This window comes from Afipia sp. GW822-FHT04G07, assembly GCF_058800765.1.
Window position 1 is genome coordinate 94,433 of sequence record NZ_JBXAMP010000002.1, and the last position, 13,497, is coordinate 107,929.

Genomic DNA, 13,497 nt, shown 5'->3' on the forward strand with positions numbered 1-13,497 from the left:
CGGGCGGTGAAGCTGGGGGACCTCACCGCCCGCACTGCACGACCGACTGGAGTGCGATCGCGCCTGCACTCGACGGAGGGGGGCGTTTTCCATCGAGAGCAATCCGGGCATGACGGCTGGGGGACCGTCACACTCTGATTTCAAGGGACGGGTTTTTAAGGCCCGTCCCCGGGAAGGAGCCGTCGGCGGGGGCGAATTTGCCGGCGACAACTCCCCATTTCTCGTCCGCTCGCGCGGACCGTTAACTGTCGAAGTGGGCATGATCTGATCCGAAAACCGGTGCCCACTTTTTGCCTCAGCCCTTGGAGACCGGCATCGCAACGAAGCGCGACGAGTCACCGGACTTCACGCGAACCAGCACGCTGTTCTTGTTGTCGGCGCGCGCCGCGGTGATCGCATCGCGAACCTCGCCCGGCGTTCCGACCAGCTTGCCGGCGACTTCGAGAATGACGTCGCCTTCCTTGAAGCCGCGCTCGGCCGACGGGCTGTTCGGATCGACGTCGGTTACGACGACGCCGTCCTTGCCCGCACCAGCCACGCTGTTGGCCGGAGCCAGCGTCAGTCCGAGGTTGGGCACCGTTACGCTGCCCTTCGAGAACTTGCCGCCACCATCCTTCTGATCGGTGTCGGCCTTCGCCTGCCTGGCGTTCGGCAATTCACCGAGCGTCATGTTCAGGATCTTGTCCTGGCCCTTGTGGACCACAACCAGCTTCACGGTCTGGCCGGGAGCCATGCCGCCGATGGTCCGCGCAAGCTCGCGCGCATCCTTGACCGGCTGATCGTTCACCCGCGTGATGACGTCGCCGGATTCAACGCCCGCCTTCGCGGCCGGGCCGTTGGCCTGCGGTTCCGCAACCAGCGCGCCTTCGGTCTTCTTCAGGCCGAGGCTGTCGGCAATCTCCGGAGTCACCTGCTGGATCTGAACACCGATCCAGCCGCGGCTGACCGAGCCCTTGTCCTTGAGTTGCTGCACGACGCTCTTCACCGTGGAGGCCGGGATCGCGAAAGCGATGCCGACGCTGCCGCCGGACGGCGAGTAGATCGCGGTGTTGACGCCCATCACGTCGCCTGTGGTGTCGAAGGTCGGGCCACCCGAGTTGCCCTTGTTCACGGGCGCGTCGATCTGGATGAAATCGTCATAAGGTCCGTTGCCGATGTCGCGGCCGCGGGCCGAGACAATGCCGGCGGTCACGGTGCCGCCGAGGCCGAACGGATTGCCGACCGCCAGCACCCAGTCGCCGATGCGCGGCTGACTGTCGGAGAGCTTGGCGAACGCCAGATTGCTGACGCCGTCGACCTTGATCAGCGCGAGATCGGTGCGCGGATCAGTGCCGATCACCTTCGCGGTGTGGACCTTGCCGTCGTCGGTGGTGACTTCAACCTTGTCCGCGCCGTCGACCACGTGGTTGTTGGTCACGGCAAAGCCGTCAGCCGAGATGAAGAAACCCGAGCCCTGCCCGGTCATCTGGCCACCGCCGCGGCCACCGCGGCCGCCACGTCCACCCGGGAATCCATCGGGACCGCCGAAGCGCTTGAAGAAGCGCTCCATCGGCGAATTAGGCGGGAACGGCGAATCTTCCGAGGGGCCATCGTTCGAGACCTGCTTCTCGGCCATCTTCACGCGCACCGAAATCACCGACGGCTTCACGCGCTCGACAATGTCCGCGAAGCCGATCGGCTGCTGAACCTGCCGGACTTCCTTGTTGACCTGCGCATGGGCGGTCGTGGTGAGCACGTCGAAGTTGTTCGCGGGGCTGAGGCCGTAACCGGCAACGCCGAGACCCGCGACGACCGAAGCCATCAGCGCGAACTTGCGCGCGGAGAACAGCGAACGGCGCGGCGCAAGATAGGACGGGAGTTTCGAAAGATCGGTGGGATGGTCGGTCATGAATAATCTCCAGGAGGGCGAAAGCGGACGGGAAATCTCGCGGTGCCGAATCTTGAAAGACGCTGCACCTGTCCTCTGGAAGATGGGACACGCGGCCTTACCGCGCTCTGACGGGGGAATTAATGTTTTGTAATAAAAAAGCGGCCTGAAACAGCCGCCGGAACCGGCTTTCGACTGGTCCTGGAACCGCGCAAAATCCCGCGTCAGACGGGCTTTTTCGCAGCTTCCTCGCCGGCGATCAGCTTTTCCAGCCGGGCCTCTTCCTCAGGGGTGAGCTGGAATGACGCACCCTCCTCGTCGGCGGCAACGCGCGCGCGGCGACGGCGATTCCCGAGCCAGAGCGCCAGCCCGCCACCGGCCATAACCAGCGGGGGAACAAGCCACAACAGCAGCGTGCTGCTTTGAACGCGCGGCTTGAGCAGTACGAACTCGCCGTAGCGCGCCACCAGGAAATCCATCACCTGTTCGTCGGTGCTGCCGGCGGCGATGCGCTCGCGTACCAGGAGCCGCAGGTCGCGCGCCAGCGGCGCATCGGAATCGTCGATGGACTGATTCTGGCAGACCATGCAGCGCAATTCGCGCGACAGATTTCTGGCCCGCGCTTCCTGCACAGGATCGGCCATGATCTCGTCGGGCTGCACGGCGAAGACCAGCGACGGCATGAGCGTCAGCACGATTGCAAACAGCGCCGGCAGAATACGTTTCATCGCAGCTACTCCGCCGCCTGCAACGCGCCGGTCTTGCCGGTCTTGCCGGCCTTGGCGGGCTTCGGCGCACCGACGCGCAGCCGCCGGTCGGTCAGCGAGAGAAATCCGCCGAACGCCATCAGCAGCGGGCCGAACCAGATCAGCAGCACCATCGGCTTGTGATAGATGCGCGCCGCCACCGACCCATCGGCGTTGCTATCGCCGAGCGAGATATAAAGCTGGCTGAAGCCGCGCGTCAGCAATGCGGCTTCCGTCGTCGACATCGCGCGCGTGGAGAAATTTCGCTTCGACGGCGTCATGACGCCAATGGTCTTGCCGTCCAGCGACACCGTGAAATGCGACACCACCTCGCGGAAATTCGGACCCTGCTGCTGCGTCACGTCGTCGAGCCGCACCTGATAACCGCCGACGGTCACCGTGTCCTTCGGCTGCATCGATGCGATGCTCTCGCTGTTCCAGGTGGTCTCGCAGACGATCCCGATCAGCGCCACGCCGAGACCCGCATGGGCGAACGCCGAGCCCCAAGTGGAGCGCGGCAGGCCGCGTGCGCGGCTGAACGATGTGGCAAGCGGCGCGCGGAACAGTTGCGTGCGCTCGGTAATGTCGGTGATCGCGCCCAGCACGACAAAAGCCGCGATACCGATTATCAACGGCGCAAACGCGCCGCCGCCGCGGGTCCACGCCCACAGCACGGCAATGGTCACCAGCGCCACGATGCCCGCCGCCATCAGGCGCTGCGCCGCGCCCACGATGTCGCCGCGCTTCCACGCCAGTTGCGTGCCGAACGGCACCGCGAGCAGCAGCGGCAGGAACAACGGCGCGAATGTCAGATTGAAGAACGGCGCGCCGACCGAAATCTTCTCGCCGGTGAGAACCTCGAGCGCCAGCGGATAGAGCGTGCCGACCAGCACCGTGGCGCAGGCTGTCGTCAGCAGCAGGTTGTTCAGCACCAGCGCGCCTTCGCGCGAGATCGGCGCGAACAGCCCGCCCTGCTTCAGCGCCGACGCCCGCCACGCATAGAGGCCGAGGCTGCCGCCGATGAACAGGCACAGGATCATCAGGATGAACACGCCGCGCGATGGATCGCTGGCAAACGTATGCACCGACGTGAGCACGCCCGAACGCACAAGGAATGTTCCGAGCAGCGAGAGCGAGAACGTCAGGATCGCAAGCAGGATGGTCCAGACCTTCAGCGCCTCGCGCTTCTCCATCACCACGGCGGAATGCAGCAGCGCGGTGCCCGCGAGCCACGGCATCAGCGACGCATTCTCCACCGGGTCCCAGAACCACCAGCCGCCCCAGCCAAGTTCGTAATAGGCCCAGTAAGAGCCCATCGCGATGCCCAGGGTGAGAAAGATCCACGCCATCAGCGTCCACGGGCGCACCCACCGCGCCCACGCCGCATCGATGCGGCCTTCGATCAGCGCGGCGACGGCGAACGCGAACGAGATCGAGAAGCCGACATAGCCGAGATAGAGCATCGGCGGATGGATCGCGAGGCCGATGTCCTGAAGGATCGGGTTGAGGTCGCGGCCCTCGATCGGCGGATTGGCGATGCGCGCGAACGGATTCGAGGTGGCAAGAATGAAAAGATAGAATGCCGATCCGACCCAGCCCTGCACCGCAAGGACATGCGCGCGTAGCGCGCGCGGCAGGTTGTTGCCGAAGGCCGCCACCAGCGCACCGAACAGCGCGAGGATCAGCACCCACAGCAGCATGGAGCCTTCGTGGTTGCCCCATACGCCGGTGATCTTATAGAGCAGCGGCTTCAGCGAATGGGAATTCTCGTAGACGTTCAGCACCGAGAAATCCGACGTGACGTGCAGCCAGGTCAGCGCTGCGAACGACAGCGCGGTGAACATGAACTGCGTCAGCGCGGTGGAGCGCGCGACGTTCATCAGCGCCGGATCGTGCAGCCGCGCACCGATCACCGGCACCACCGACTGGATCAGTGCCAACGCGAGCGCCAGCACCAGTGCATAATGTCCGGCTTCCGCGATCATTTCGCGTTCCCCTGCACGCTTGACGCGCCGGACGGTTTCTTGTCGTAATCGTCCTTCCAGTGGCCGGTCTTTTTCAGTTCGTCCGCGACGGCTTTCGGCATGTAGGTCTCGTCGTGCTTGGCCAGAACCGTGTCGGCCTTGAACACGCCGCTGGCGTCGAGCGCGCCCTCGGAAATGATGCCCTGCCCCTCGCGGAACAGATCCGGCAAAATCCCTTGATAAGTCACCGGCAGGGTTGCATTTCCGTCGGTCACTTCAAACTTCACTTTAAGCTGGTCGCCGCGCACCAGCGATCCCTCGCGCACCAGACCGCCGAGCCGGAACCGCTTGCCGGGCTGGATTTGCTTTTCAGCGGCCATGGACGGCGTCGAGAAGAACACGATGGAGTCGCGCAGCGCGTTCAGCACCAGCGCAGCCGCGATCGCGAGCACCGCGAGCGCTCCACCGATCAACGTCAATCGCCGCTGCTTGCGCGTCATTAATTTACCCGTCTAATCCGAGACTCTTGAGACCGTCGTTCAACTGCTGCAGCCGCGCGGCGTCGCCGCCGACCGCCTGCCGCGCCTCGCCGCGCGCCGCCTGCGCCTTGTCGCGCTCGCCGAGAACCATATAGGCGCGCACCAGCCGCAACCAGCCCTCGACATCGTCACCGTTATCCTTCAGCCGCGTGGCGAGGCGATCCACCATGCCGCGGATCATGCTGTTGCGGTCGCCCTCGGTCATGCTCTTGGCGGCGGCGACATCCTCATCGGACAGCTTGGGAGCCGCAACGCCGATGCGCGTCAGCGCGTCCTGCACCAGCGGACGCCACGGCGCATCGGCCGGCGCCGAGACCAGCATCGCGCGCCAGATCTTCGCGGCGTCGTCCTTGCGGCCGTCCTGTTCGGCGGCAAGGCCGACAAAATAGCGCGCCTTCACTTCGTTCGGATCGAGCGCGATGGCGCGCTCGAATTCAGTCTTTGCCTCCGCGGTGACGACGCCGCCGCTGGCGGCCGCCATCGCCTCGCCGAGATCGGCGCGGCGTGCCGCGCTGTCGCCGTTATAGGTAATGGAATTGCGCCAGGCTCGTGCGGCATCGTCGAAGCGGCCGAGCTTCACCAGTACGGGCGCGAGCACTTCCCAGCCGCGTCCGTCGGTCGGATTCTTTTCGAGATGGGTTTCGACCTGCGCGACCAGCTTGTCCATCGGCGTGGATGCGGCCGGCGCCTGGGCGCGCTCCGCGAGCGGAAAGTCGCCGAGCGAGGGTGAGCCGAACTGCGCGTACATCCCGGCGGCGAGCAGCGGCAGGCCGACCAGTGCGACCACGGCGACGACGCGGCGAAACGTCGTGCTCGACGACGACGTTGCATTTGTCTCGGCGTCGGACGCCGCGAGCAGCCGGCGGCTGATTTCGACGCGCGCGGCTTCGGCTTCGCTGACGCCGATCATGCCTGCGGCGGCGTCGCGCTGCACCTCGGCGAGTTGATCCTTGTAGACCACCGCCTCGCTGCCCTCGCGCGCCGGCGACGTGCCGCGCCCGAGCGGCCACAGCACGGCAAAAGCCGCGGCGGCAGTCATCAGCGCGAACACGAACCAAAGCGTCATTTCAACGGGTTCCCGGCGAGAATAGAGCCGTTACAAGCGGCCCTTTCGTGCCGGGTTACACCACGGCTGGCGGAACCGTGCAATTGACATTTCCGTCACGGATTCAACGGGATTCCGGGCCGCCTTGCGGCATTTCAGCACGAAAGAATATGGGGAAGGACTAAGGCGCGAGGCTAGGATCAACTCGCGCGCGAGGGCTTGCGGTCGGTGGCGCGCGTCGCCTCGGGTGCCTTGCGCTCGGCGGGGCGCGCCATTTCGGCGGCCTTGCTCATCAGCGACGCGTAGTCCGGTCCGAACAGGACTTCGCAGAACCGGATCGCGGCCTGCATCTGCATCAAACGGAAGGCGCGGACCTTCTGGTCATGGGTGCGGAGCGATTCCACCAGCGTCTCGGTGGCCTTCTCGACGTAGTGCTGCAATTCGGTGTAGGCGCGCAGCGACACTTCGTTGATCGCGAGTTCGCTGGCATAGGAACGGCAGACCGCGACGAAATCGATCAGCGCGGCCGTCTCCTCGATGTCCACCGGATCGATCCGGTTGGCGGAGGTCACGTCCTTGTCCGGCCCCTGCCGCAGCAGCCGCCGCACCCGGCCCGGCACGCTGTCGATTTCCGATTGCAGCGCATTGGAAATCTCGGAGCGGATCGAGGCCAGTTGCTTGCCCCACGCCGAGTCCGAGCGGATGTCGAGTTCGGTGCGCAGGCCGCGCATGCCGTCGTGCAGCGTCTTGAGATGGTTGGAAGTGTCCTTGAACTGGCCGCGCTTGATGTCGTTGCGCAGGTCGGAGGCCGTGCGCGAAAGATCGTGCATCGCCATCGTCACGGTGACGCCGAACGGCGTGCCGGCAACGCGGATCTCGTCGTCGGATCCGGCCACCATGATGCCGAGACGGACGATCTGCCAGGGCGCCGCGAGCCGCTGCATCAGCAGCGACACGGCGAACGGCAAAACCTGCGGCGTTTGCAGCGATGGCATGTTGAGCGCCGCCATCGCCGACCTGATGTGGGATTCGGCGAACACGCGGATATTGCCGGGCAGCTTGTGATTGAGCTTGTCCAGTGAGTCGCGGGCGCCCAGCACGGCGCCCATCGGCGCGATGTCCTCGATCACGCTCGTCGCACCGAGCCGGCCGAGCGTGCGCTGCCGGTCGCCGCCGCTGACGGCGGCAATCGCTTCCGAGGCGGCAAGCTGGAGGGTCCGCACGGCGGCGTTGAGGTCGGGAGCGCCTGCCGTGTCGTGCGGATGCGCGAGCGCCGCAGCGAAGGCGGCGACGGCTTCGGGGCAGCCTTCGCGGCCGAGCCAGAGCCAGACCGGGCCGAGCGACGACCGCCTGATCTGGCCGGGACGGACATGAGGAACGTTTTCTACCAGAAACGGCTCGAGCGGCCGAAATACCTGCCGCATCGGGTCTTCGCTGCGCGGGGTTATGTCCTCGCTCGGCGCGCGGACGATCATGCGCAACTGCTCAAGCACGAAATTCGCGACGGTTACGTCCTCGCCGCGCTCGATGGCGCGCTCGAACTCGCGCATCAGCAGGGCCTGCGCCTTCGGCGGCAATTGCCCGAGATAGTCCCTCAACCGCTCGATCGACGATTGGCTCATACGCCCAAACGCTCACTGGCCGGAGCCCGACAGACGGGGTCCACCGGGTGTCATAGCCGGAACGTCGTTAATTTGGGGTTGAGGAACAAGAACCTGAATTCGCCAAAAGCTGTCCGAAGCCGGAATATTAAGCGCTTTTGGATGCTGATAAGCTCAAATTCTCTGCAATCAGATGTTCCGGTATCGGACCAATAGCTACTCGAAAATCATGGATTTCCATTTCATTCTCTGGATCGGAACGCAACGACAGCGTCATCCTATATCGACCGGCTTCAGAGAGTTTAAGGCTATTAAATTGAAATCCCATAATCGATCGCCCCTCAGTACCTTCTTGAGGAGGCGACGGAGACAACACGACATCACCGCCTATAACCGTTGCACCGCTTGGGGCACGAATCCTCATTGTCAAATCGATCTCATTCGATGGGCTCCGAGCGAACACAGTGAAAACCAAAATTGGAATCACGGTGGGCAGTTGGGGTACAATCATGTCCTCAGTATACATTCCTCCGATTACAAATTTTCCCGACTGATCCAGCGTCGCGAAATCTGACATCAAAACAAAACGGATATCTGGAAGCTCAATCATTTAGTTGCCTGGCCGATAACCGTTGAAATCACGTTGGAAGTTTTGGGCAACCGATTTCCGGTCAGGAGAAAACTTCCGACAATATTTCTGGCTGACGAGGTGGATGAATTTGCAGTTGGCTCCGCCGTCCAATTATGAGGTCGCATCTCTTCAATTGCCTCAGGAAGAAAAGCCAAGCGAAAACCGAGCGCAGATGTCAGAAGAACAATGGTATCTAAGGTTATTCCCGAGCGTGCGGATAAAACTCTGGAAATTTGACCTTTGTCTCGTCCCAATGCGTCGGCCAACGATTTTATTGTTACACCGTTTTCCTTCGCGCGTTTTTTGAATGCCGATTTGAGCGCTAAATAAGCTCGCATACGCCCATCGGCCTTATAATCTGCCTGCTCAACCTCAGACAGTTTCTTCAGTTCAAATCCCGCCATCGAAATCTCCCAACAACTCTACGCGAGGCGCTTTCAACATTTTGCGATCAGGAAAGAGGACTTCCCACCGCTGGCGAACGAGATCGATTATTGGTTGGAAACCGTACGCGGCCAACTGGCTGCGAATTCCATAAGAAAGCGCAACAAATTCGCCTTTCCTAAGGAAACCTCCCAAGACACGCGCTTGGGGAAAATAAATGATCTTGATTTCCCATATTCCGAGTTTGCCGTCCGGACCTTTAGTGATCGGCTTGAACATAGCGTCATCATCAAAGTCGGCTCCTCCCACAAAAGAACGAAATACGGCGCGAACGCGTGCGCCATACTCAACACCTTCGTCTGGCGCATTAGCCCATGCATGGACTTTCGGATGGAGCCAAAGGCGCCGGTTACAAGATCGGTCAGGCCACAAATCAGGAGAGTGATGGACAAGACTACGGACCTTATGAAGCTCCGAAAGATGATCTTCTGTTGACTTATTTGTCAACCACCACCCCTTAAATATGATGAACGTTAGCAAATGGAACCCCAGTATGGAGGATGGTGATGCAATAGTGCAACCTTTGTACGCCTAGCGGGCGAAACCTTCACACCCCCGGCAGGGTCAGTTCGGCCCGGAGGCCCCCGATCGGGGCCGTTCCCAGCGTAAGGCTGCCGCCATAAAGGGCTGCGAGGTCGGTCACGATGGACAGGCCGAGGCCCGAACCGGGTTTGGTCTCGTCCAGCCGCTGGCCGCGGCGGGCGACCTGACTTCGTTCGGCGGGCGACAGTCCCGGCCCGTCGTCATCGACGATGATCCGCAGCGTCGGGTCGAGCGCCCCGCCCGGCGTCAGTTCCAGCAACACCTCGATGAACACCCGCTGCTCGGACCACTTGCAGGCATTATCGACAAGGTTGCCGGTCATCTCCTCGAGATCCTGCTTCTCGCCGCGGAACTTCACGCCACCCGCCGCCTCGACGTCGATGAGAATGTCGCGGCCGCGGTGAATCTTTTCCATGGTGCGGGCCAGCGCCTCGAGAACTGGCGCGACCTCGGTCACGGTGCCGATCGTCTGCACCCGCGCGGCGATCCGCGCGCGCTCCAGATGATGCGCGACCTGATCGCGCATGATGCCGGCCTGCTCCAGAACCTTCGCCGCGAACGGATCGTCCCTGTTGGCGGCAGCCTCGTTGACGATGACGGAGAGCGGGGTCTTGATCGCATGGGCCAGATTGCCGACATGCATGCGCGAGCGCTCGACGATGGCGCGATTGGCGTCGAGCAGCGCGTTGGTTTCGCGCGCAAGCGGCGCGATCTCCAGCGGGAATTTACCCTCCAGCCGCTCGGCATTGCCGGAACGGATGGCGGAAAGCGAATTGGAAATGCGCTTGAGCGGCGCAAGACCGAAGCGCACCTGAAACAGCGTGGTGAGCAGCAGGCCGGCGGTCAGCGCCGCGAACGTCACCCCGAGATAGGTGTTGAAGGTCCAGGTTTCTTCCTCGATCTCGGTGGCGTCGCCCGCCACTGAAGCAAGGAATTTTCCATCGACCCCGAGATCGACCGGCCGCTCGACCATGCGCAGATACTGGTTTTCCGGCCCGTTGACATAGGCAAGACGAACGCCGGAGGGATCGAGATCGATACCCATATCCTCGAGCCTGGGCAGCTTGACGTCCCACAGCGACCGCGACGCGCGCACCTCGGGCTTGTCGCCGTCGATGCGCTCCATCCGCCAGTACCAGCCCGACAGCGGCAGTTCGAACAGCGGCTCGCCGAGCGACTGCACCGACTTGTCGGATTTATCGCCCTTGTCGTTCGGATCGTCGGGCTGCGCGGCTTCGGCGATCAGGGTGCGCAGATAGAAATTCAGCCTGCGATCGAAGGCGCGCTCGGTGGAGCGCTTGTAGACCGAGGACAGCACGAAGCCGGTGATGAGCAGAATCAACACCACCCACGCCGTCGCGGACAGGAAAAGCCGTGTCGCGAGTGAGTTCGTGCGGTTCAAAAGGTCTTCCCGTGCCTGTCGCGCCTCTGCACACGCGTCATTGCGAGGAGCCGTGGTTTCACGCCCACGTTAACCGATTATCCCCTAGCGCGCATCGGTTGCGGGAGACTTCGCATCAGCCACCGGCGGCGTCAGCAAGTAGCCGAGGCCGCGCACGGTCTGGATGATGTCGACCTCAAGCTTCTTGCGGATCCGGCCGACGAAAACCTCGATCGTGTTGCTGTCGCGGTCGAAGTCCTGATCGTAAAGATGCTCGACCAGTTCGGTGCGCGAGACCACGCGGCCGGAATGATGCATGAGATAGGCCAGCAGCCGATACTCGTGCGACGTCATCTTGATGGGATTGCCGTTGACGCTGACGCGGTTGGTGCGGGTATCGAGCATCACCGGCCCGCAGGTCAGCTCGGACTGCGCATGTCCGGCAGTTCGGCGCAGCAGCGCGCGAATCCGAGCGAGAACTTCTTCGAGATGAAACGGCTTGGCGACATAGTCGTCGGCGCCGGCGTCGAAGCCCTGCACCTTGTCGCTCCAGCGGTCGCGCGCGGTGAGGATCAGAACCGGCATGGTGCGCTTGTTGCGCCGCCACGCCTCCAGCACCGAAATGCCGTCCATCTTGGGAAGGCCGATATCGAGCACCACCGCGTCATAGGGCTCGCTATCGCCGAGGAAATGCCCCTCCTCGCCATCGAAGGCACGGTCCACGACATAGCCCGCGTCCGACAGGGCTGTCGTGAGCTGACGGTTCAAATCCGGGTCGTCTTCAACGACAAGAAGGCGCAAGGCGGTCTCCGCAAATCTGACATTCCACTAACGCTATCATGAACGGCGCGGCGGTGAATGATGGATGAACGGCGGCGCCCCCAGGACAACTTCCAAGATTACTTTTTCGTCACGGTCGCTGTTTTGCCGGTCACCGCCCTGGCCAGTTTGTCGAACACGCCGGGAGCATCCTGGCCGGTAGCTGCGCAGACCTTTTCGCGGGTGCGGCCGCTCATGTAGACGCCTAACACGCCGAATCGGAAGCCCCAATAGCTCACGAGAAGGCCCGTCGCGCCGACCAGCGCGTTGATCGCCGCCATGTCGCCAGTCCAGAACTCATGAACAAGAACACCCCACAAGGCCGCGCATTCCACGGTCAATTCCAATGCATAAAGCGGACGCCACCAGCGCTGCAGCGCATCCTCGCCGGTGAGTTCCGCGCGAATCGTCGCCTGGGTTTCCGCAATGGAGCCGCGCGCCGCTTCGGCCTCAGCGCGAACAGCCTCGGCCCATGTGGATTCGGCCTGCGCGATCCGGTCCGCGCCGCCGGCCGACAGCGCCTTGCCCACCGCCTCCGGCGTGGCATCGGTTGCGCCGACGACATCCGCGAGAATTCGTCCTGCGGCAGCGCCGAGCGGGCCGCCCAGCGCCGTGCCGAGAATCGGCGCGCCGAGCCCGATCACCTGTCGCGCCACATCAGCCCAATTCATGGGATGTCCTTTCAGCCAAAGGCGGCACCGCCGCTTCCTGATTCACGCGCCGGCGCCAGCGCCAGATGAGAAAGATTGCGAGCGCTGTGAGCCCGGCTGCCGCGGCGACTGCCGCCGCCACCTCAAGCCGCGACGTCGCCACCGCAGCCGCCGCGCCAGCGGCGATGACCGCGCCCGCGGACGCCTGCCCCGCCGGAATTGTCGCGGGCACAACGGCCTTGCCTTCCGACGGCGTGCTCGCGACGGGCGCAGGCGGACGGCTCTGTGCCATCGCCAACGCCGCTGTGCGCACGCCGCCCACGCGCGCGGTCCAGCCGCGCCCGAACACCGGAAATGTTTTCAGCGATTTCAGGAACGCGAGACGCTCCGCGCAGATCGCAATGACGAGATCGCCCGCGTGACGCCGCGCGGCGGCAGCGACCACATCGTCGGTGATCGCACTCGTATTGTCGGACATCGTGAGCATGCGCCGCAGCACCTTGCCCGCGCGGCCGGTGCCGGAATTCACGCCGTAATCGAACACCGCGTAATCGACACCTGTGGGAAGCTCGTCGCAACGCATCGCGTTCCAGTAGCGCTCGCGATAGATTTTGCGCGCGACGCTTTGCGGCAGCGCGCGCACGTCGTCGGCGGTGGCGTTGACCTTCCAGTAACGCCGCGCGTCGGCCAGCGTGATGCCGAAATTGGTCGGCCCGCCAGGATCCGAGGGATGATCGGTGTAGCCGCCCTCATCGCGGAGCAGCCGCGTCAGCGCCTGATCGTAGGACGCCGCCGCCATCTCAAAACGCCCACGCGACGACGATGAGCGAGACGAGCCACACGACAAGCACAGCCTTCAATGTGATCCAGGGCCGCGCCGCGATCTGCCTTGCAATCCATTCCAAAGGCACAGCGAGGCGATCACGCAATGAAGCGAGCGTCATTTTGATTTCTCCGTGGGACAGCGGCCCGCGACGGGCAAAGAAAAAGCCCCGCACGAAGCGAGGCTCGGGTTCGTCAACCTTGTGGTACGGCGCCCATAGCGCCTTCCCCGTCGCCTGCCCGCGGCTGGCGTTGATGATCGCTGGAAATTTGTAATCCGCGCTGTAGGAGCCTCTTTTTAGCAGGTTGGCCGTTTCCCCGGCAGCCTTGATCGCATTCACACGCCCTTCGGGAACGTGAAGTCGCCCGGCACCATGCTACCTCCAAAATTTTGTTTCTGGCCGGCCCGCGCCCGCACGAGCTGTTCGCGAAAATCTTCCCAGCG

General features: G+C 63.4%; 14 protein-coding genes. All 14 read right to left on the reverse strand.

Going from position 1 to position 13,497, the window contains the following annotated elements:
* Window positions 1-295: 295 nt before the first annotated feature.
* The 14 genes from AC1RKJ_RS20165 to AC1RKJ_RS20230 all read right to left on the reverse strand — a co-directional run bounded on the left by AC1RKJ_RS20165 (window position 296) and on the right by AC1RKJ_RS20230 (window position 13,393).
* Window positions 296-1,888, reverse strand: coding sequence for a Do family serine endopeptidase (locus AC1RKJ_RS20165; RefSeq protein WP_492792894.1), 1,593 nt, complete (start codon window positions 1,886-1,888; stop codon window positions 296-298).
* A gap of 203 nt (window positions 1,889-2,091) precedes the next feature.
* Window positions 2,092-2,595, reverse strand: coding sequence for a cytochrome c-type biogenesis protein (locus AC1RKJ_RS20170; protein WP_492792895.1), 504 nt, complete (start codon window positions 2,593-2,595; stop codon window positions 2,092-2,094).
* A gap of 5 nt (window positions 2,596-2,600) precedes the next feature.
* Window positions 2,601-4,598 carry a heme lyase CcmF/NrfE family subunit gene (locus AC1RKJ_RS20175; protein WP_492792896.1) on the reverse strand — a complete coding sequence of 666 codons (1,998 nt, stop codon included), beginning with the start codon at window positions 4,596-4,598 and terminating at the stop codon, window positions 2,601-2,603.
* A complete protein-coding gene (ccmE, locus tag AC1RKJ_RS20180) occupies window positions 4,595-5,077 on the reverse strand; it encodes a cytochrome c maturation protein CcmE (RefSeq protein WP_492792897.1) in 483 nt (160 codons plus the stop codon). Before ccmE ends, AC1RKJ_RS20175 begins: the two co-directional genes overlap by 4 nt.
* Before the next feature lie 4 nt (window positions 5,078-5,081).
* Window positions 5,082-6,182, reverse strand: a complete 1,101-nt coding sequence (gene ccmI, locus AC1RKJ_RS20185; RefSeq protein WP_492792898.1) for a c-type cytochrome biogenesis protein CcmI — start codon at window positions 6,180-6,182, stop codon at window positions 5,082-5,084.
* A gap of 179 nt (window positions 6,183-6,361) precedes the next feature.
* Window positions 6,362-7,783, reverse strand: a complete 1,422-nt coding sequence (locus tag AC1RKJ_RS20190; RefSeq protein ID WP_492792899.1) for a hypothetical protein — start codon at window positions 7,781-7,783, stop codon at window positions 6,362-6,364.
* 127 nt (window positions 7,784-7,910) lie between these two features.
* Window positions 7,911-8,372: a DUF6941 family protein gene (locus AC1RKJ_RS20195; protein WP_492792900.1), complete on the reverse strand. Its 462-nt coding sequence runs from the start codon at window positions 8,370-8,372 to the stop codon at window positions 7,911-7,913.
* Entirely contained in the window at window positions 8,369-8,797 is a 429-nt protein-coding gene (locus AC1RKJ_RS20200; protein ID WP_492792901.1) for a helix-turn-helix domain-containing protein, read from the reverse strand. The genes AC1RKJ_RS20195 and AC1RKJ_RS20200 overlap by 4 nt, the downstream gene beginning before the upstream one ends.
* Complete coding sequence (locus AC1RKJ_RS20205) at window positions 8,784-9,284, reverse strand: hypothetical protein (protein WP_492792902.1); 501 nt, start codon at window positions 9,282-9,284, stop codon at window positions 8,784-8,786. The genes AC1RKJ_RS20200 and AC1RKJ_RS20205 overlap by 14 nt, the downstream gene beginning before the upstream one ends.
* Before the next feature lie 100 nt (window positions 9,285-9,384).
* A complete protein-coding gene (locus tag AC1RKJ_RS20210) occupies window positions 9,385-10,782 on the reverse strand; it encodes a sensor histidine kinase (RefSeq protein ID WP_492792903.1) in 1,398 nt (465 codons plus the stop codon).
* Window positions 10,783-10,866: 84 nt separating this feature from the next.
* Complete coding sequence (locus AC1RKJ_RS20215; RefSeq protein ID WP_492792904.1) at window positions 10,867-11,562, reverse strand: response regulator transcription factor; 696 nt, start codon at window positions 11,560-11,562, stop codon at window positions 10,867-10,869.
* A 98-nt stretch (window positions 11,563-11,660) separates the two neighbouring features.
* Window positions 11,661-12,251 (reverse strand): 3TM-type holin, encoded by a 591-nt coding sequence (locus tag AC1RKJ_RS20220; protein WP_492792905.1) that lies wholly within the window; start codon window positions 12,249-12,251, stop codon window positions 11,661-11,663.
* Window positions 12,238-13,029: a glycoside hydrolase family 108 protein gene (locus AC1RKJ_RS20225; RefSeq protein WP_492792906.1), complete on the reverse strand. Its 792-nt coding sequence runs from the start codon at window positions 13,027-13,029 to the stop codon at window positions 12,238-12,240. The genes AC1RKJ_RS20220 and AC1RKJ_RS20225 overlap by 14 nt, the downstream gene beginning before the upstream one ends.
* 1 nt (window position 13,030) lies before the next feature.
* A complete protein-coding gene (locus tag AC1RKJ_RS20230; RefSeq protein ID WP_492792907.1) occupies window positions 13,031-13,393 on the reverse strand; it encodes a hypothetical protein in 363 nt (120 codons plus the stop codon).
* Between the last annotated feature and the right edge of the window lie 104 nt (window positions 13,394-13,497).